Source organism: Streptomyces bacillaris, assembly GCF_003268675.1.
Taxonomy (GTDB): Bacteria; Actinomycetota; Actinomycetes; order Streptomycetales; family Streptomycetaceae; genus Streptomyces; species Streptomyces bacillaris.
Genome location: NZ_CP029378.1, coordinates 4886868 through 4905647, shown reverse-complemented (window position 1 = coordinate 4905647; position 18780 = coordinate 4886868). Strand labels below are relative to the sequence as shown.

The window sequence follows — 18780 nt, the reverse complement described above, 5'->3', positions numbered from 1 at the left end:
TCGCTGACGACGACCTGTGCGTGTACACGTATGCGCGTACACTGCTTGCATGGCCGAGAGCACTGTGACTGTACGGGAAGCCCGCGCGCACCTGGCGGACCACATCAACTCCGCCGAGAAGGGGACACCCACAGTGATCACCCGCAACGGCGAGCCCGTCGCCGCGCTGGTGCCGATCGCGGACTTCGACGCGCTGGAGGAGGCGGCCGACGTACTGCTCGCCCGGGAAGCGGAAGCGGTCCTGGCCGAGGGTGGCCCGACCGTGACGATGGCGGAGCTGCTGGCGGACCTGTTCGCCGAGCGCACCGAAGGCGCGGCGTGAAATACGCGTTCCGGTTCACCGCGGCTGCGCAGCGGCAGCTCCGGGCCATCGACCGGCCCGCCGCCATGCGTATCCTCGCCGCGCTGACGGCGCTCGGCGACGATCCGTACCGCGAGGACGCCGACATCAAGAAGCTCACCGGTCCGTCAGGGCTCTACCGCCTCCGGGTGGGCAGCTACCGGGTTGCCTACCGGGTGGAGGACGGCGAGCTGATCATCCTCGTCGTCAAGGTCGGCAACCGACGGGACGTCTACCGGTCGCTCTGAGCGGGCGGCTCATGGGCCCAGGGGCCGCCCGCTGTCCCCTTACGCCGCGGCGCTCCAGGCGATCCCGTCCAGGATGTCGTGCTCGCTGACGACGACCTCGTGGGCGCCCGTCCGTTCCATCACGGCGAGCAGGACGAGGGCGCCCGCGGCGATCACGTCGACGCGGCCGGGGTGCATGACGGGGATCGCGGCGCGTTCCTCGTGGGTGGACTGCAGAAGACGCTCGGTGATCGCGCGGACCTGGCCGCGGGTGACGCGGGAGTGGTGGATGGCCTCGGAGTCGTACGCCGTCAGCTCCAGGGCGATCCCGGCGATCGTGGTGACCGTGCCCGCCAGGCCGACGAGCGTGGCCGCCTCGGTCAGGGGCACGGTCGCGGCGGCCATGTCCAGGGCGGCTTCGATGTCCTTGCGGATGGCGGCGACCCGGTCGTGGGTGGGCGGGTCCACGACGGTGCCGTCGACGGTGAGGTGGCGCTCGGTCATCCGTACGCAGCCGATGTCGACGGACCGCGCCGCCGCCACCTCGTCCGAGCCGAGCACGAACTCGGTGGAGCCACCGCCGATGTCGACGACCAGGTACGGCTTCGCCAGGTGGTCGCCGCCGGTCAGCTCCTTGGTGGCGCCGTCGAAGGAGAGCTGTGCCTCCTGGTCGCCGGTGATCACCTCGGGCTCGACGCCCAGGATGTCCCGGACCCCGGCCACGAAGTCGGCGCTGTTCTCGGCGTCGCGGGAGGCGGAGGTGGCGACGAAGCGGACGCGTTCGGCGCCCAGTTCCCCGATCACGGCGGCGTACTCGCGGCAGGCCGCGAACGTGCGCTCCAGCGCCTCGGGGGCGAGCCGGCCGGTCCGGTCGACGCCCTGGCCGAGGCGGACGATCGTCATCCGCCGGTCCAGCTCGGTGAAGGAGCCGGTGGCGGGGTCCGCGTCGGCGACGAGGAGCCGGATCGAGTTCGTACCGCAGTCGACGGCGGCGACCCGGGTCATGCGCCCTGCTCCTCGAAGCTCTCCGCGCACGGCGCGACGCACGGGCCCTTGGCCCACCACTCCGGCAGCATCGCGATGGCCTCGTCGCCCAGCGGGTTCACCCCGGGCCCGGCGGCCAGCGAGTGGCCGACCAGGACGTGCAGGCACTTCACCCGGTCCGGCATGCCGCCCGCGCTCGGGAAGCCCTCCAGCACCTCGATGGCGTCGCGGCGGGTGATGTAGTCCTCGTGCGCGGCCCGGTAGGCGTCGGCCAGCTCCGGGTCGGTCTCCAGACGGGCCGTCATCTCCTTCATGACCCCGTTCGCCTCCAGCGTGCCGATCGCCGAGGCCGCCCGGGGGCAGGTCAGGTAGTACGTCGTCGGGAACGGCGTGCCGTCCTCCAGACGGGGCTGGGTCTCCACCACGTCCGGGTTGCCGCACGGGCAGCGGTGCGCGATGGCGCGCAGGCCGCGCGGCGGGCGGCCGAGCTGCTGCTCGAACGCGGCGATGTCCGCGTCGGTGGGCTTGGTGGACTCGGTCTGCGGAGGGGGCGTTTCCATGCCTGCCTTGGTTCTGCTCGGAAGCTCGTCGGAGGGGTGGGAGTGGAACAGAGGGGAGCGTGCGTCGGTGCGGGTCAGTCGCCGTCCTCACGGTCGGCGTTGTCCACGCCGTCCCAGAGGTTGGAGTGCCAGGGGCGGTGGCCGGCGCCCGGCTCCCCCCGGCGGTCCTCGGCCGCGTCGGGGTCGGCCACCGTGAAGCCGGTCTCCCCGGGGAGGACGTAATGGAGGTGCTGGCGGGCCAGCCGCACGATGTACGCATCGTCCTGGAGCCGCGCCTTCTCGTCCCGCAGTTCCTCGGTGCGCGCCTGCGCCTCCTGCGCGAGCCGCTCCTGCTCAGCGATCTCGTCGCGCTGGGAGACGTACTGGCGCATCGGGTAGGCGAGCGCGACCACCAGGGAGCAGACCACCAGCGCCAGGAAGGCGGCCCGGCCGGTCAGCCGGGAGCGGCGGGCCTGGCGGCGGTTCTGGGAGCGGTAGACGCGGGCGGCGGTCTGCTCGCCGAGCAGCCGCAGCCTGGTCGAGGTGGAGAACCGGTCGCGGTCCTTCCCGGCCATGTCTCCCGCCTCCCCGTTACGCACGTCCGTCCCCGCACACGGTACGGGACCGGGTACGGGGACGGACGGAGGCTACCGTCTTACGGCTACGGGTCAGCCCTGAAAGCCGGTCGGCCCGGGAGCCGGTCAGCCTTTGCTCGCGGCTACGGGGCAGCCCAGGGGACTGGGTCAGCCCTGGGAGCCGGTCAGCCCTTGAAGCGCGGGAAGGCGGAGCGGCCCGCGTACACGGCGGCGTCGTCGAGGATCTCCTCGATGCGCAGCAGCTGGTTGTACTTGGCGACGCGGTCCGAGCGGGCCGGGGCACCGGTCTTGATCTGGCCGCAGTTCACGGCGACGGCGAGGTCCGCGATGGTGACGTCCTCGGTCTCGCCGGAGCGGTGCGACATCATGCACTTGAAGCCGTTGCGCTGGGCCAGCTCGACGGCGTCCAGGGTCTCGGTCAGCGAACCGATCTGGTTGACCTTGACGAGCAGGGCGTTGGCGGAGCCCTCCTCGATGCCGCGGGCCAGCCGCTCCGGGTTGGTGACGAAGAGGTCGTCGCCGACGATCTGCACCTTGGCGCCGATGCGGTCGGTGATGACCTTCCAGCCGGCCCAGTCGTCCTCGTACAGCGGGTCCTCGATGGAGACCAGCGGGTACGCGGAGACCAGCTCCTCGTAGTACTCGGTCATCTCGGCGGCCGAGCGGGACTTGCCCTCGAACTCGTAGACGCCGTCCTTGTAGAACTCGGACGCGGCGACGTCGAGCGCGAGCGCGATGTCGCGGCCCGGGACGTAACCGGCCTCCTTGATGGCCTCGACGATGAGGTCCAGGGCGGCACGGTTGGACTCCAGGTTCGGGGCGAAGCCGCCCTCGTCACCGAGTCCGGTGGACAGACCCTTGGTCTTCAGGACCTTCTTCAGCGTGTGGTAGACCTCCGCGCCCCAGCGCAGGGCCTCGGAGAAGGACTCCGCGCCGATCGGCGCGATCATGAACTCCTGGATGTCCACGTTGGAGTCGGCGTGCGAGCCGCCGTTCAGGATGTTCATCATCGGAACGGGCAGCAGGTGCGCGTTCGGGCCGCCGAGGTAGCGGAAGAGCGGCAGGTCGGACGCCTCTGAGGCGGCGTGGGCGACGGCGAGCGAGACACCGAGGATGGCGTTCGCGCCGAGCGAGGCCTTGTTCTCGGTGGCGTCCAGGTCGAACATCGCCTGGTCGATGAGGCGCTGCTCGGTGGCGTCGTAGCCGACCAACTCCGGGCCGATCTGCTCGATGACGGCGAGGACGGCCTTCTCGACACCCTTGCCCAGGTAGCGGTTGGGGTCACCGTCGCGAAGCTCGATGGCCTCGAACGCACCGGTGGAGGCGCCGGACGGAACAGCAGCACGGCCGGTGCTGCCGTCGTCGAGGCCGACCTCGACCTCGACCGTGGGGTTGCCCCGGGAGTCGAGGATTTCCCTGGCTACGACGACGTCGATGGACGGCACGAGGCATCTCCTTCTGGGATATGACACTGGTTGTGCAGGGTCACTGTGGCCTTGCGACACGAGCCTAACCGGCCCGGCCGCGTCAGTCGGCCGACCGCCCGCCTCCTGGGACGAAAAAGGACCCAAGGACCCGCATGACGGGACAAAACTCCAGAAATCTACTGGCCGGTAACAAGTGCTGCCGACAAGAGATGAACGCATCCCCCAGCCGGAGGGGCCCTTCGGGGCCCTTTAAAACGCTGGGCCCCTTACACAGACATGCCCCGGCCCGGCGCGCACGGGGGAGTAGCGCGCCGGGCCGGGGAGCCGTGCGAGGGAGGGTGCCGCCGGACCCCCTCCCTCCGGGAGGAGACGCGGCGGTTACTTCAGGTGCAGCTGCTGACCCGGGTAGATCAGGTCCGCGTCCTGGACGATGTCGTCGTTGAGCTTGAAGAGCTTGCTCCAGCCGCCCTTGACGCCTTCCTTGTGAGCGATCTTGCTCAGGGTGTCACCGGCCACGACCTTGTACTCGCCGTCGCCCTTCTCGACCTTCTTGCCGGTCGGCGTGGTGACGGTCTTCTTGGAGCTCTCGGCCTTGGCCTTGGGGGCGGCCGGGGCGGTGCGCTGCTCGCTGCGCGTGGTGGGCTGCTCGGCCTTGCGCTCGGGCTGCGCCTTCTGCGTCTTGGCGGCGGACTGGCCGGAGCCGGTGCTCACGCCCGGGTCCACGCCGTCGTTGGTGAGGCCACCGGCACCGGCGCAGGCCCAGGCGCCCGGACCCTGCATGTCGAGCAGACGCTCGGCGGTGGCGATCTGCTGGCCCTTGGTGGCCAGGTCGGCGCGCGGGGCGTACTGCGTACCGCCGGCCGCGGCCCAGCTGGACTGCGAGAACTGCAGCCCGCCGTAGTAGCCGTTGCCGGTGTTGATGGACCAGTTGCCACCGGACTCGCACTGGGCGACGGCGTCCCACGTGGCGACGGAGGCGGCGGAGGCGTTGGTGGCGCCCATCAGCGGGACGGCCACGGCGGCGCCGGTGACGCCGACCAGGGTGGCGAGACGGGTGGCCTTGGACGGGCGGCGGTGCTTGCCCTTGCTGTTCAGCAGCATGGAACGAATCTCCTCACCGACGCCTACGAGGTGAGCTGTCGGGTTCGGGCTGATGAGTTGCCCGGCCGCGCGACCTTGCGCGCGGCTTCACCCCAAGCCGGTCCCGTACGCTCCCGTCTCCGTCCTGGACGTCGACGAGGCCGTGCGGACCCGGCGGCCTACCTGGGTCCCCCGCTCCTGCCTACGGCGCTTTACGCGTCTGTTCCCTCCGACCGACGGCAGGATTCGGCGTGACGGTCGACGGGGCCCGCGGTGCGAGCGGTTCCGACCGTAAACACAGGCAACCCCGACATTCAAAGACGGACATAGTGCCTCAATCGAGGCTTACCGCCTGGCTCTGACGGGCCGTTTCCGCAGGTCGGAGGGGATCTTCGCCGAGCAGGCGGCCGTAACGCGCCAGTTGAAGCAAAGAGACCCATGTCTCACTTACGCATAAGTGGACATAGGCCTCTGAACTGCCCTCGATTTTGAGGTGTTTTGCCGTGTTCGATCAGTTGGCGGCAGGCGCCTCGGCACCCTGCCGGGCAGTCTCGTCGGCGGTCTCGTCGGCCGCCTCCCCGGCACCCTCGGCAGCATCCTTGCCCAGCCCCAGGTCCAGGCTCTGGCCAGGCAGGATCAGGTCCGGGTCGGAGCCCAGAATGTCCTTGTTGGCCTCGTACAGACCGGTCCAGCCCTGGGGAAGTTCCTGTGCGTCAGCGATGGCCCAGAGGTTGTCGCCGGGCTGCACGGTGTACCCGCCCCCGGCGACCGCGCCGCCGTCCCGCCCGTCGCCCTCGCCCCGCGAGGCGTGCCTGCCGGACTCACGGGGGCCGTCCTCGCCCACCGCACCGGTCTCCTCGGGGGCCGGGGCGCCCCGGTGCTTGCCGCCGCCGGAGCGGTCAGGGGTGGAGGGCTGGGAAGCGTCGGGGGTGCCGTTCTCTCCGGCCGCCTCCCCGGTCTTCCCGGCCTTCCCGGTGGCGGGCGGGGCGGAGGGCTCACCGGAGGGGTCGAGCGCGTCGCTGCCGCCGCCCGCCTCGTCACCCTTCTCGCCCGTACCGGTGCTGCCGGGCTTGTCACCCGCACCAGCTGAGCCCTTATTACCAAACTCCTCCCCTTCACCCTTTTCGTCCGCTTCGTCCGCCGGGGCGGTCGTCGGGTCCTGGGTGGGGTCGGCGGAGGGTGCCGTACCGGGGTCGACGCCGGGCAGGCTGCCGTCCACCGCGAGGCCCGAGATCACCGCGCAGCTCGGCCACGCCTGCGGGCCCTTGTCGGCCAGGACCTTCTCCGCGACGGCTATCTGCTGCGAGCGGCTGGCGAGGTCGGCCCGGTCCGCGTAGGCGGTACCGCCGTACGCCGACCAGGTCTCCTGCGAGAACTGGAGCCCGCCGTAGTAGCCGTTGCCCAGGTCGGCACTCCACATGCCGCCGCTCTCGCACTCCGCGACCCGGTCCCAGGTGGTGGCGTCGGCCGCGTGTGCACCGGTCGCGCCGAGGAGCGGAAGAGCGATGGCCGATCCGGTCACCCCTGCGGCGACGACGATGGCGGGTGCCTGACGAGGGCGGCGGTGTCTGCCGTTCGCGGAGCCCATGGAGTTTGCCTTCCGTGCGACTGACAAGCAGGAACTGAGGAGCGTGAAGCTGATGCGCGTGGGCATGAAGCCGTTGCGCGTGCGCGTGACGCAGGTTGCGCAAGTGACGGACGGGCCAACGGTGAACGACCGGCCGACGCGTCGAACCGTGAACCTAGCGGGACTCGAACGCATGTCACAAGTCGATGCAGCGCAGATCACGTGAAAGTCACAGAGGTGACAGCGTGTCACCTTCTGCGAGCCGGCACCCCGGCTCGAACTCCACCGGCAGCGTGCGCAGTCCACGCATGATGAGCCCGCCGCGCCAGCGCAAATCGGCAGGTTCTGCCGCAAGTCGCAGGCCAGGAAGGCGTTTCAGCAGCGTCGCGACCGCCGCCTGCCCCTCCAGCCGGGCCAGCGGCGCTCCCAGGCAGTAGTGGATTCCGTGACCGTAGCCGAGATGCTGATTGTCACTCCGTGACAGGTCGAGCGTGTCCGGATCCGCGAACCGCTCCGGGTCCCGGTCCGCCGCCGCCAGCACCACAAGCACCGGATCCCCGGCCGCGATCTCCTGCCCGCCGAGCGTCAGCGCCTCGGTGGCGTACCGCCAGGTCGCCAGCTCCACCGGCCCGTCGAACCGGAGCAGCTCCTCGATCCCGGTGGCCAGCAGCGCACTCTCACCGGCTGCCAGCGACTCTTCGAGCCGGGCGCGCTGTTCGGGGTGGCGGAGCAGGGCGTACGTACCGTTCCCGATCAGATTGACCGTCGTCTCGAACCCGGCGAAGAGCAGGATGAACGCCATCGCCGCGGCCTCGTTCTCGGTGAGGTGCTCGCCGTGGTCGCTGGCCCGGATCAGCCCGGAGATCAGGTCGTCGCCGGGGTTCTCCCGCTTCCGGTGGATGAGTTCGGCGAGATAGCCGCGCATCTTCTTCACCGACCGCGCCACCCCGCCGCGCGGCCCGCCGCCGTGGCGGATCATCATGCCCGCCCAGTCCCGGAAGTCGTCCTGGTCCTCGCGCGGGACGCCGAGCAGATCGCAGATGGCGTAGATGGGGAGCGGAAAGGCGAAATCGTGGATGAGGTCCGCCTCCCCCTTCTCCACGAAGTCGTCGATCAGCCGGTCGGTCAGCTCCTGCACCCGGGGTGCGAACTCCGCGACCCGGCGCGGGGTGAACGCCTTGGAGACGAGCCGGCGCAGCCGGGTGTGGTCCGGCGGGTCGATGTTGAGGAGATGTGTCATCAACTCCGCCTTGCGCTCCCCCGGGATCCCCGTCTTCCCCTTGGCGGCCGCGGATCCCGCGTGGTTCGCCGGATCCTTGGAGAGCCGCGCGTCGGCGAGCGCCTGCCGCGCGTCCCCGTACCGCGTCACGAGCCAGGCCTCGACCCCGCTGGGCAGCGCGGTGCGGTGCACGGGGCTGTGCTCCCGGAGCCAGGCGTAGGCGGGGTACGGGTCGGTGGCGAACTCCCAGGTGAAGAGTTCGGGGGCGCTTTCGGGGGCTGCGGTGTGGGGGCAGGCGGGGGTGTCGTTCACTCCTCGACGGTATCGGGCGGGGTGGCGATGGCCGCGCGGAGTGGGGGGAGGGCGCGGATGGCCTCCGGGTGCCCAGAGACGGCTGCCAGGGACAACCAGGTGTGCTCACGTGCGGCCAGCACCTTGCCCAGGTGGTACTGCGCTTCTACGTGGCTGGCCACGGCGGCCTTCTCCAGGTACGGAATCGCCTCGGCGTCCACGCCTGTCCCCCGCCCCTCATAACGCCTTTGCCGTCACCGTACTAACCCTCCCCGCCCTCCGCCGCCACGATCGCATCCCGGTAGACCCGGGCCGCCGCGCGGAGGGCGGCTTCCGGGTCGGTGCCGTTCGCCTCGGCGGCCACGGCGAGGGCGAGGAGTTCGTAGCCGATGGTGTCGCCGGTGGGGAGGGGGACGTCGAGGCCGGCCGTGCGGACGCGGCTGCCGAGCTTGGCGGCGAGGGCCAGGCCGGGCTGGCCGAGGGGGATGCCCTCGGTGACCGAGGTGCGCTGCTTCTCGATGGCCTTGGTGCGGAGCCAGTGCGCGTGGACGTCCTCCGGGGTCTCGGCGGTCTCGTCGCCGAAGACGTGCGGGTGGCGGTGGATCAGCTTCTCGACGAGGCCGCCCGCCACGTCGTCCACGTCGAAGGGCTCCTCGGGGTCCTCCTCCGCGATGCGCGCGTGGAAGACGACCTGGAGGAGTACGTCTCCCAGTTCCTCGCGCAACTCGGTCCGGTCGCCGTCCTCGATCGCCTCGACCAGTTCGTACGCCTCCTCGATGGCGTACTTCGCGAGGCCCCGGTGCGTCCGCTGCGAGGTCCACGGGCATACGCGGCGGATCCGGTCCATGACCTGGACCAGGTCCAGGAGGCGGGCGCCGGGGAGGTCGTACGAGCCGGGGAGCAGCTCCAGGTCCGGCATGGCCACCCGGCCCGAGCCGCCGAGCCGGGCCAGGCCGTCGGTGAGGGGCTGGTCCCCCTCGCCGCCGGTCAGGACCACCACCGTACGGTCGCCCGCGCAGGCGTCCACCAGTTCGTCGGCCGACGGGGCCGCGTGCTCGACGTGGACGCCCGCCTCGCGGAGGTAGGGCAGTTGCGGGTGGTCCGGGTCGGCGCACAGGACCCGGTCGGCGGCGTGGAGCGTCTGCCAGGCGGGCCAGGAGAGCAGGCCGGGCGCGACCCGGTGGCTGGCAGTGAGCAGGACGATACGGCCGGGGGTGTCGGCCGCGCTGGGGGTGTCGGGAGTGCCGGGGGCTTCAGCGTTCACCCCGTCGAACCTACCCGCCATGCGTCCTGCTCAGGCGCCCGCCTGCGGGTCCTGCGGGGCGAACTCGGTGACCTGGCTGATCCACGGCGCCTGGTAGTTGCCGAGCTGCATCTTCTGGTCGTCCCAGGCGCCGAAGCGCGGGTTGACGTCGATGTCCAGCGCCTTCGACGCCTTGGTCAGCGCCTCGCCGACGACCTGCTGTCCGGCGGGGGTGCCGAGGTCCGCGCCGAGCGCCTTGGCGAGCTTCGGCAGCAGCACCTCCTGGCGCATGTCGTTGTCGATCTGCTCCGGGGCGACCCACCGCTGCTGGAGCATCATCGCCCGCAGCTGCTCCTCGCCGCCCGCCTGGGCTCGGCTCGCCGTCCGGGCCTCCTGGATCTCCTTGCGGGTGACGGTGACCCCGGCGTCCTCGGCGGCCTTGTCCAGGATGCGGCCGAAGATCATCCCGTGCAGCTTGGCCCGGTTGAGCTGGCCCGACTTGTTGACCAGCTGGGCCGCCTCGGGCGAACTCTCCTGGGCGGCGCGGACGTCGGCCGCCTGGGCCTGGACCGCCGAGACCTCGATCCGCTCGCCCCCCACGACGGCCGCGGCCCCGGGGTGGGCCTCGTTGCCGCAGGCGGCCAGGAGTGGGGCCGCGAGCAGTGCGGCGGCGGAGACGGCGAGCGCGGTGCGACGACGGCGGTGCAAAGGAGCCTCCCGGGGAGAGTTTGTGCATCGGTGCACAAGCCTTGCGGTGATCGATGTTAGGCAGTGGATGTGATCGGTGCCACTGATTCGACCAACGATTCGGGAGGAGTTGGGGATGTGGGCGGGCGACGGGGGCACCCCGCGCTCAGCCGCCCCGGACGTCCCGCTGGTGGCTGAGGCGGCGGCGCAGGTCCACGGGGAGCGGGTGGTGCGGCCCGTACGTGCGCTCCGCGTCGTACAGCAGCGCCTGGAGCTGGGCACGGCCCGCCGTGTGTTCCCCGACCGCGAGCAGGAGCTGTCCGATGCGGTGGCGGATGTCGAGGGCCCGGCCGGGGTCGGCGGTGACCGGCCCGTAGGCGTTCTCGTAGAAGGGGAGGACCGCGCGGTACTCCGCCAGCGCCGCCGCTGCCTCCCCGAGCTGCTCCAGGCACTGGGCGGCGTCGTAACGGAACTGGAGGACCTGCGCGTCGGCCGGTCCGCTCTCCGCCGTACGGTCCTCCGCGAGGTGGCGCAGCTCCGGGAGCGCCCGGCGGTACTGCCCGTCGTCCATCAGCGTCGCCGCGTACTGCTTGCGCAGGATGCGGACGACCGGGGAGTGCTCGCCGTGCTCGGTGGCGGCCGCCGGGAGGATGGCGCCGAGGATGTCCACGGCCTGGGTGATCCGGCCCTCCCCGAGCAGCTTCTTCACCTCGTCCACGGCCCCCGCGACATCCGGCCGGGCGGGCGGTGGCGGCGTGAAGGAGGTGGGCGGCGGCGTGAGCGGCGGGGCCGGGGAGAGCAGGGAGGCGACGGCGGGCCAAGGGGTGGTGGTCCCGGGGCGGGACGACTGCGGAGGTACGGGGAGGGCGGTGGGTACGGGTGGGGTGGCGGGGCTCGCCGGGGTGCCCGCCGAAGCCGTGTTCGCGGGGGTGCCCGGGGTGTTCGCCGGGGTGCCTGGCGTGCTCGGCGTGGCCGAAGGAGTGCCCGTGACCGGTGACGTGGCGGTGGCCTGCGCAGTGGCGGTGGCGCGGTCCGGCCAGGGCGCGTGCGGGCGCAGGAACGGGCGGGTCGGGTCGAGCGGGCCCCCGGGGTGCCGTGCTTGGGCAGCAGCGGGGCCAGCTCCTCGTACACTTCCTGCGCCGAGGCGGGCCGCTCCTGCGGGTCCTTGGCGAGCAGTCGCAGCACGAGGGCTTCGAGCGCGGCCGGGATCTCGGGGCGGTCGCGGCGGACGGGGACCGGCGGCTCGTAGAGGTGGCGGTGCAGGACGCCGAGCGCGGTGGAGCCGGAGAACGGCACGTCCCCGCTGAGCAGTTCGTGCAGGAGCACCCCGAGGGCGTACAGATCGGTGTACGGGCCGACCGCGCCGCCCATCGCCTGCTCGGGGGCCATGTAGGCCGGGGAGCCGATCGGTGAACCGGTGTGTGTGAGACGGGTGGTGTCCGTGTCGAGGACGGAGGCGACCCCGAGGTCGAGCACGGTGACCGTGCCGTCGGGCCGGACCATCACGTTCCGCGGCTTGAGGTCGCGGTGGACGATCGGCACGGTGTGCACCGCGCAGAGGACGGCACAGAGCTGCGCGGCGACCGCGACGGCCCACGGCCAGGGGTACGGGTCCTGCTCGGCCAGATGGTCCGCGAGGTCGGCCCCCTCCACGTACTGCATGACGAGGAAGAGGTCGTCGCCGTCGCTCCCCGCGTCGTGGACGGTGACGAGCCCGGGGTGGTCGACCTGCGCGGTGACCCGGCACTCCCGGACGAACCGGCGGCGCAGCTCGTCGGCTGCGTCGCTGCCGGTGGGCCCGGCGACCCGGTCCGGGCGCAGCAGCTTCACGGCGACGCGGCGGTCGAGCCTCTGGTCGTACGCGGTCCAGACCTGGCCCATGCCGCCCTGGCCGAGGATGGTGGCCAGCTCGTACCGCCCGGCGATGACCCGGCCGCTCACCGGCCTTCGCCCTCCTTGCGGAGGTAGTCGCTCAGCTCGTCCAGCTCGGCCCGGACCTGGTCGAGCCGCTGGGGCGCGGGCTTGGGGGGCGTGGTGTCGACGGCGTACGGATTCGGCGTCGGGGTGGGTGTGGTGTGCGGGGGCGGGGTCGGGTGCTGCTGGACGGGCAGCGGGCCCTGGTGGTGGGCGGGCGGCTGGTTCTGGTGGGTGGCCGGGCCGTACGGGACCGCCGTGGCGCCGGGGTTCGAACGCCGGGGGTCGTACGGGTCCGGCGCCGCGTAGTGCCGCGCCTCCATGATCAAGTAGTACGTGAGGACGCCGACGAGCAGCGCCACCATCCACCCGACACCGAGCAGCGCCTGGGCGTCCGTCATCTCCTCCTCGTCGGGCAGCGCCGCGAAGTACGCGAAGAGGCCGACGGTGAGGACGAACGCGACCGCGCACAGCCACCAGTCACGCGGTCTGCGGGTGACGATCGCCAGCCTCAGCATCGCCGCCCACCCGAGGAACCCGCAGCTCAGCACCGTCAGCACAACGAAAATCGCGCGCAGCGCGCTGAGCGTCGACGCGGACGGGCGGGGCGTCGGCGGCTGCTGCGGCGGATAGCCGTAGCCGTGCATGTGCTGCTCCTGGGAGGGGTGCGTGGATCGGACGGGTGCGGTGAGCGTATGCAGTGAGCGTATACACCGCCGCCGACAGGCGGTCCCCTGTTGTGCCCAACCGTTGCCTATGAGGTCACCGGGGCGTGACCGTACCGTCCGTCAGCCCGTCGTACATCCCACGCACCAGTTGTCCGCCGAGCCGCCCCGCCGTCCGCAGGGCGTCCTCGAACGCGGCGAGCGCGCGGAACCGCTCCCCGTACCGCTGCTGTTCGGCCAACGGCAGCCGGGGCAACTGGAGTCGGCGGGCGTCCAGCCGGGCGGCGGTGGAGGCGTAGCTGCTGGCCTGCCGGTTGTTGGCGGTACCACGAAGGAACCCGGCGAGGAACCAGGGGTCGATGGCGGCCGAATCGGGGCGCAGGAGCTGGAGGTTACGGCCGAGGGCGGCCCCCGCCGTCTCCTCGTCGACGACCCGGGCGGCGGAGCCGCCGCCGAGGACGGGCACGACGACGTCGCCGGGTTCGAGGAGCACGGGGTCGTCGGCCACGGCGGAGGAAGCAGTTCCGGACGAAGCAGTTCCCGAGGGGGTGATTCCGGAGGAGGCGGTGGGGGCGGCTCCGGTGAGGACGTCGTGCTCGGTGAGGACGCGTTCGCCGGTGGTGGACCCCGTGCCCGTCCGCAGTGACAGCGCCCCCGCGCGGGCAAGTTCACCGACGGTGGTGAGCGGCCAGTGGGCCGGGGCGGCGAGTTCGGCGGGCGGCGGGGTGAGGTCGGCGGTCAGGCGCAGGGCCTCCGCGAGACGTTCCCGTACGTCACCGAGTCCGGCCGCTCCACAGCCCGCCGCCGGTCGGGGCAGATGGCGGGCGGGGGCCAGGTCCACGTCGTCGTCGAGAAGTTCGATGACAGGGACGACGCGGCTGACGCCGGGGCGGTCCGCCCGGTCGCGCCAGGCGTCGAGCACGGCGGTGTGCACGGCGGGCCAGTCGAGCCGGTCGCGCCCGCCGCCCGTGGACGCGGGGGCCGTGCCCGGTGCGGCGGGATCGCCGGTGTCAGTGGTGTCGACGAGGAGGAGTTCGGGTACGGGACGGAGTTCGCCGCCCGGCTTGCGCAGGACCCAGAGGTGGAGCGGGATGCCGTACGGGGGTGCGGCACCGGCCGGGAGGGCGATCACCGCGCGCAGGGCGCCCCGGCGCAGGAGGTCGGCCCGGACGCGGCGGCCGGAGCGGCGGGAGGCGGCGGCGGGCGGCATCAGCAGGACGGCCGTGCCCCCGGTGCGCAGCCGGGCCAGGGCGTGCTGGACCCAGGCCAGTTCGGATTCGGTGCGGGCGGGGAAGCCGTACTCCCAGCGCGGGTCGTAGGCCAGTTCGTCGTGGCCCCAGTTGCGTTGGTTGAACGGCGGGTGGCAGAGCACGGTGTCGGCCGCGAGCCCGGGGAAGGCGTCGGCGCGCAAGGCGTCCCCGGCACGTACGGTCCGGGCGGGAGTGGTGCGGGCCGAGCCGTCGCCGTGCAGGGCGAGGCGCAGGGCGGTGAGCGCGGCGAGGGAGGGGTCGGCCTCCTGGGCGAGGAGTTCGGCGGGCCCGGAGACCGCGCGCAGGAGGGTCCCCGTACCGGCGGCGGGGTCCAGGACGCTGCGGACGGGCCGCCTGCCCCCGCCCGGCGGGTCCGTGTCCTTGCCGGTCTCCGCGAGGGCGGCCATCAGCCCGGCCAGGCCGGGGGGCGTCAGCGTGTACTGGCGCGGGTTGGCGTCGAGCTGCCGGCCGAGCAGGAACTCGAAGGTCTGCCCGGCCCCGATCTCGGCGGCCAGCTCGGCAACGGCCCGCAGGAGCGGGACGGAGGGGAGGAGGGCGTCGGCGGAGGGGGTGCGGACGGCACGGGCGGTGTGAGCGATACGAGCGGTGGCGTCGGCATGAGCGGTGGTGTCGCCATGAGCACCAGTGCCGGTGTGAACGGCAGTGCCGACATGAGCACCGGCCTCGGCATGAGCACCGGTGCCGGTGTGAACACCCGTACCGCTGTGAACGCTCCCGCCGCTGCGCGCATCGGCCGGACCGTGAACGCCCGCGTCACTGTGAACATCCCCGGGGGCGTCCGGGCCGAGCCGGGCGGTGAGGACGTGCTCCACCGCGTGCGGCAGGACGGCGGCCATCCGCTCGTCGGAGACGCCGGCGAGCTCCAGCCAGGTGGTGGGCCGGTCGCGGACGAGGAGCAGGCCGCAGCCCGCGTGGACGAGGGCCGTCACCGCACCCTCAGGGTGTCCGTTCACCTGCTGCCAGACGCGTTCGCGCAGCGGGACCTCGCTGAGTTTCCCCTGGTCACGAAGCCACTGCTCCACCTCGGAGAGGGCGAAGGACGGGCTGGTCTCGGTGCCCCCGACCGGCTTGGGGAAGTCGGCGTGGCGGCGCCGCCAGTTGCTGACGGCGGCCCGGCCCACCCCGCGAGCCGCGCGATCCCGGCCGCGGTCACCTCTGTCGTCTGCTCCGGCACCGACTGCCTCCCCGCTCCGCCGCGCGCTCGCCCGGTCCACTCCGATCACGCCGTGCCGCGAGCATAGCGACTCACCCGGACGACACCCAGTATCGACGTTGCCCGACCCGTCGCGCACGAGCCATGTTGACTCGGTTCACAGGCTCTGTTGTTATTACCTCGTTCGCGCATCGGCTCCCCGCCGACGCCATCATCCCTCATCTCTCCCCCGGAGCATCGCCATGCGTCTCGTCACCCGTATCGCCGTCAACACCGCCTGCGCAACGGCACTGCTCGCTCTCGTCTCCTGCGGGGCCGGCGCCGACAGCGGTCCGTACGGGGACCTTTCGGGCCCCGAGGTCGCCAACAAGGCGCTCACCACGACGAAGAAGGCGGAGTCGATGCGGCTCGCGCTGGACCTGGACTCCACGGACGGCCGGATACGGGCCGACTTCTCCAGCAGCACGTCCGGTGACTGCACCGGGACCATGTCCATGAGCCCGAAGGGCACCGTGGAGATCATCAAGACCGGTGACTCCGTCTACATGAAGTACGACGAGGCGCTGCTGCGCCAGGAGAGCGAGGGCGAGCCCGCGGAGGAGGTCGACGCGACAGTGAAGCTGCTCGCGGGCCGCTGGATGGAGTCGAAGGCGTCCGACCCGGACACCAAGGACATGATCGAGTTCTGCGATCTGAAGGGGCTGCTGAAGAGCATCGAGGCGAACGACACCGAGGCGCGGAAGGCGGGTGAGGAGAAGGTCGACGGCAAGCCCGCCCTGCGGCTGACGGAGAAGGACGGCAAGGAGACCCACACGTTCCACGTGGCCGCCGAGGGTGCCCCGTACATCCTGCGGATCGCGTCCACGGGCGGCGAAGAGCCGATGACGCTGAACCTGTCGGAGTTCAACCAGCCGGTCGTGGCGGAGAAGCCGGCGGCGAAGGACATCGTCGACCTGGGGCAGTGAGGTCCGCCCAGGCGGGCTCTGTGGCCGCCGAGGTCGGGCTCTGTCGCCGCTCGAGCCTGTCCGGGCGGCGACGCACGGGGGCGCCTCCCGAAGGGCTCCCGCTCCTCAGGAGGCCCCCCCCGCGTCCCCTTCGCACTGTCACACCCGGTGCCGTACCCACACATTGGGCTCCGTGTAGACCGCGTACCCGTGCGCGGGCGAGCAGTGCACCGGCACCAGCGCGCCCGGCACCTCCACCGGGCCCTCGGTGTCGAACGCCAGCCCGGTCCACGCGCGCCACTGCTCCAGCGTCCCGCTCACCGTCATCGACACCGGGGCCACCGAGTCGACGACCCCGCCCGCCCGGACGTGGACCCGCAGCCACGGGTCCTCGGGGAGCCCGTCCTCGGGGCGGGTGAGCCGGGCGTACTCCTCCATCGGCAGCGCGGGCCGCAGGTGCTTGCCGCTCGGCCGGACCGGGGCGACGACCTCACCGAAGCCGTGCCGCCCCGCGTTCTCCCGCATCGCGGCCAGCATCCGGCCGGAGATGCCCTTGCCCTGGTGACCGGTGGCCACGGTGATCTCGATCGCGCTGACGGTGTCGGGGGTCCGTCCTCGCCGCAGGTCCGAGAAGGCCCACAGCAGCACCCGGTCCCAGCCGCCGACGGGGAGCTTCCCGCGTCCGGGGGCGTTCAGCTCGAAGGGAACGCTGTAGGCGCGGGCGACCACGCTGCCGTCCGGGCCGGTGGCGACCAGGACGAACTCCGGGAACTCGACGGCGATCCGGGGGAAGTTGGCCCAGCCGACGACGTCCTCCAGGACGAACTCCGGCCAGGTGTCGGGCATCCGGTCGAGCGCCTCCGCGAGTTCGGGGCGTTCGGCGAGCGTGGTGATGTGCAGGTCTTCCATGGAGCCGACCGTAAGCGCACCACATCGCCTGTGACCAGGGATTTTCCGCGCACCGGCACGGAGGAGGGCGGACCTCGGGCGGCGGTCCGGCGAGGCTCTCCGCCCCGGGAACCGTGAGGTGTGCATGTCGCGTCCCCACCCGTGACTTCGTCCCCCGTACGTACCTCGTGCGTACCCCGGACCCGTGTCCCACCCCGATGAGGAGCAGCACCATGCCCCAGCCAGGCAGTACTCCGTCCCGCCCGAGGAGAGGTGCCGGATGTCTGCAGAGCCTCGTGGTGCTCGCGGTGATCCTCGGCCTGGCCTACGGCGCGTCCAAGGTCTTCGGTGACAAGGACTCCTCCTCGAAGGCGTCCTCGTCCTCCTCCGCATCCGACGGCAAGGGCGGCTCCTGGGAGGTCGGTGACTGCGGCGGGCCGGACCCGGAGAACAAGCCGGACGGCTACCGCGCGTTCGACTGCGACGACAAGGCGGCCACCTTCAAGGCGCTGGAGATCAAGAGCGCCAGCATCCTGCCGAACGCCATCCAGTGCCCGGCCGGTACGGACCTGATCATCCAGGTCTCCCGGGTCTTCGGCTCCGGCGATGACAAGAAGAGCAGCGGCATCCCCACCAACACCGTCTGCGGCCGGAACCTCTCCGACGACCACCCCGGGGACGCGGGCGCCGGCGGCGGCCAGCTGGTGAAGGGCGACTGCATCACGTCGACCGCCAAGGAGATCGCCTGCACCGAGGCCGGGTCCGACGCCTTCAAGGTGCTCGACCTGGTCGACGACAAGGAGCAGTGCCCGGCGGCCACGACGGAGCCGATGCAGCTGATGATGGCGATGGGCCGCCCGTACAACGTGATCTGCGGCGGCAAGGTCTAGGCGTCATCCGGCGGGACCATGGACCGTGGTCCCGCCGGGCGGCCGGTTCATCCCCCGCACTGGGCGAGCATGGCCCGCTTGTCCGGCGCGGTGACGGGGAGTTCGTACTTCAGCGCGACCTGGGCGAACCGCACCGCGTACGAGCAGCGGACCGGCTTGTACGGCGGCAGCCAGGAGGCCGGGCCGGAGTCGCCCTTGGCGTTGTTGGCCGGGCCGTCCACCGGCAGGAGGTTGAGCGGGTCGTTGGCGATCCGCTGCCGCTTGGCCGCACTCCAATGGGCTGCGCCCAGCTGCCAGTTGTACGACAGCGGCACCACATGGTCGATCTGCACCCGGTCCGCCTGCCGCTTGCGCCAGTCGATGGACTCGCCCGTGTAGGGGTCCTTGAGCTTCATCGCGACGACGACGCAGTGGGAGCCCGAGCGGTGCTCGATGTCCTGGCCGTCACGGGCGAGGAGGTCGTTGCGGGTGTCACAGCCGTTCCGGGCGAACGGGACCCCGTCGACCTCGTCCTTCCACGCCGGGCCGAACCTGCTCCGCTCGTACCCGGTCTTCGGGCCGCGCCCCTTGGTGGCGACCTTCTCGATGACCGCCCGCGCGGCGGCCCGCTCCCCGTCCGACACGATGGGCGCGAGCCCCGGCCCCGTACCGTCGGGATTCCCCAGCGGGCTGACCCCGAACCCGTCGACGGACGCCCCACTACCGATCCCGCCCGCGCGCTGGTCGGGGCCGCACCCGGCCAGGGCGAGCGCGGTGAGGGCGCCCAGGGCGGACAAGGCCACTGCCCGGGACGTACGGGGAGATGTCACGTGAAGCCGTCCTGGCGGGGCGGGAGTGGGACGCCGAGCATCCTAG

At 72.1% G+C, this 18780-nt stretch carries 18 protein-coding genes, 2 pseudogenes and 1 riboswitch; of the genes and pseudogenes, 5 read left to right on the top strand and 15 right to left on the bottom strand.

Annotated elements, in window-relative coordinates:
* The first annotated feature begins 49 nt into the window (after nucleotides 1–49).
* Entirely contained in the window at nucleotides 50–322 is a 273-nt protein-coding gene (locus DJ476_RS21325; RefSeq protein WP_070204956.1) for a type II toxin-antitoxin system Phd/YefM family antitoxin, read from the top strand.
* A complete protein-coding gene (locus DJ476_RS21320) occupies nucleotides 319–588 on the top strand; it encodes a type II toxin-antitoxin system RelE family toxin (RefSeq protein ID WP_070204955.1) in 270 nt (89 codons plus the stop codon). The genes DJ476_RS21325 and DJ476_RS21320 overlap by 4 nt, the downstream gene beginning before the upstream one ends.
* Before the next feature lie 39 nt (nucleotides 589–627).
* Here DJ476_RS21320 and DJ476_RS21315 read toward each other — a convergent pair whose 3' ends face one another.
* The 6 genes from DJ476_RS21315 to DJ476_RS21290 form a co-directional block, all read right to left on the bottom strand.
* On the bottom strand, nucleotides 628–1572 hold the full coding sequence (locus DJ476_RS21315) for a Ppx/GppA phosphatase family protein (RefSeq protein WP_103418544.1): 945 nt from the start codon (nucleotides 1570–1572) through the stop codon (nucleotides 628–630).
* A complete protein-coding gene (locus DJ476_RS21310; RefSeq protein ID WP_103418543.1) occupies nucleotides 1569–2111 on the bottom strand; it encodes a DUF501 domain-containing protein in 543 nt (180 codons plus the stop codon). The genes DJ476_RS21315 and DJ476_RS21310 overlap by 4 nt, the downstream gene beginning before the upstream one ends.
* A 74-nt stretch (nucleotides 2112–2185) precedes the next feature.
* Nucleotides 2186–2665: an FtsB family cell division protein gene (locus DJ476_RS21305; protein ID WP_103418542.1), complete on the bottom strand. Its 480-nt coding sequence runs from the start codon at nucleotides 2663–2665 to the stop codon at nucleotides 2186–2188.
* A gap of 185 nt (nucleotides 2666–2850) precedes the next feature.
* On the bottom strand, nucleotides 2851–4131 hold the full coding sequence (eno, locus tag DJ476_RS21300; RefSeq protein ID WP_018492839.1) for a phosphopyruvate hydratase: 1281 nt from the start codon (nucleotides 4129–4131) through the stop codon (nucleotides 2851–2853).
* Nucleotides 4132–4491: 360 nt separating this feature from the next.
* On the bottom strand, nucleotides 4492–5214 hold the full coding sequence (locus DJ476_RS21295; RefSeq protein WP_112491317.1) for a transglycosylase family protein: 723 nt from the start codon (nucleotides 5212–5214) through the stop codon (nucleotides 4492–4494).
* Nucleotides 5215–5219: 5 nt separating this feature from the next.
* A riboswitch (cyclic di-AMP (ydaO/yuaA leader) is annotated at nucleotides 5220–5413 on the bottom strand.
* Nucleotides 5414–5704: 291 nt separating this feature from the next.
* Entirely contained in the window at nucleotides 5705–6781 is a 1077-nt protein-coding gene (locus DJ476_RS21290) for a transglycosylase family protein (RefSeq protein WP_112491316.1), read from the bottom strand.
* Between DJ476_RS21290 and DJ476_RS21285 the strand changes: the two genes are divergently transcribed.
* On the top strand, nucleotides 6780–6986 hold the full coding sequence (locus DJ476_RS21285) for a hypothetical protein (RefSeq protein ID WP_112491315.1): 207 nt from the start codon (nucleotides 6780–6782) through the stop codon (nucleotides 6984–6986). The two genes, DJ476_RS21290 and DJ476_RS21285, sit on opposite strands and share 2 nt — an antisense overlap.
* A gap of 3 nt (nucleotides 6987–6989) precedes the next feature.
* Here DJ476_RS21285 and DJ476_RS21280 read toward each other — a convergent pair whose 3' ends face one another.
* From DJ476_RS21280 to DJ476_RS21250, 7 genes and pseudogenes are all read right to left on the bottom strand, one after another.
* The gene (locus tag DJ476_RS21280; RefSeq protein WP_112491314.1) at nucleotides 6990–8291 is read right to left on the bottom strand and encodes a cytochrome P450 family protein; all 1302 of its coding nucleotides are present in this window, start codon (nucleotides 8289–8291) and stop codon (nucleotides 6990–6992) included.
* Complete coding sequence (locus DJ476_RS21275; protein ID WP_162638764.1) at nucleotides 8288–8452, bottom strand: hypothetical protein; 165 nt, start codon at nucleotides 8450–8452, stop codon at nucleotides 8288–8290. The genes DJ476_RS21280 and DJ476_RS21275 overlap by 4 nt, the downstream gene beginning before the upstream one ends.
* A gap of 80 nt (nucleotides 8453–8532) precedes the next feature.
* Nucleotides 8533–9534 carry a nucleoside triphosphate pyrophosphohydrolase gene (locus DJ476_RS21270; protein WP_112492579.1) on the bottom strand — a complete coding sequence of 334 codons (1002 nt, stop codon included), beginning with the start codon at nucleotides 9532–9534 and terminating at the stop codon, nucleotides 8533–8535.
* 30 nt (nucleotides 9535–9564) lie between these two features.
* A complete protein-coding gene (locus tag DJ476_RS21265) occupies nucleotides 9565–10221 on the bottom strand; it encodes a SurA N-terminal domain-containing protein (RefSeq protein WP_112491312.1) in 657 nt (218 codons plus the stop codon).
* A gap of 145 nt (nucleotides 10222–10366) precedes the next feature.
* Nucleotides 10367–12081, bottom strand: a pseudogene (locus DJ476_RS21260) (protein kinase domain-containing protein).
* A gap of 56 nt (nucleotides 12082–12137) precedes the next feature.
* On the bottom strand, nucleotides 12138–12761 hold the full coding sequence (locus DJ476_RS21255) for a hypothetical protein (RefSeq protein ID WP_103418534.1): 624 nt from the start codon (nucleotides 12759–12761) through the stop codon (nucleotides 12138–12140).
* Between the two features lie 115 nt (nucleotides 12762–12876).
* Nucleotides 12877–15224: pseudogene (locus DJ476_RS21250) on the bottom strand (N-6 DNA methylase).
* 221 nt (nucleotides 15225–15445) lie between these two features.
* Between DJ476_RS21250 and DJ476_RS21245 the strand changes: the two are divergent.
* The gene (locus DJ476_RS21245) at nucleotides 15446–16168 is read left to right on the top strand and encodes a hypothetical protein (protein ID WP_103418532.1); all 723 of its coding nucleotides are present in this window, start codon (nucleotides 15446–15448) and stop codon (nucleotides 16166–16168) included.
* Between the two features lie 138 nt (nucleotides 16169–16306).
* On the opposite strand, the gene DJ476_RS21240 is transcribed toward DJ476_RS21245, so the two are convergent.
* Nucleotides 16307–17056, bottom strand: coding sequence for an N-acetyltransferase (locus tag DJ476_RS21240; RefSeq protein WP_112491311.1), 750 nt, complete (start codon nucleotides 17054–17056; stop codon nucleotides 16307–16309).
* Nucleotides 17057–17268: 212 nt separating this feature from the next.
* Here DJ476_RS21240 and DJ476_RS21235 point away from each other — a divergent pair, with 212 nt between their 5' ends.
* Nucleotides 17269–17925 carry a hypothetical protein gene (locus DJ476_RS21235; RefSeq protein ID WP_112491310.1) on the top strand — a complete coding sequence of 219 codons (657 nt, stop codon included), beginning with the start codon at nucleotides 17269–17271 and terminating at the stop codon, nucleotides 17923–17925.
* A gap of 47 nt (nucleotides 17926–17972) precedes the next feature.
* Here the strand turns inward: DJ476_RS21235 and DJ476_RS21230 are convergent, their stop codons facing one another.
* Complete coding sequence (locus DJ476_RS21230) at nucleotides 17973–18734, bottom strand: HNH endonuclease family protein (protein WP_103418529.1); 762 nt, start codon at nucleotides 18732–18734, stop codon at nucleotides 17973–17975.
* Nucleotides 18735–18780: the final 46 nt, after the last annotated feature.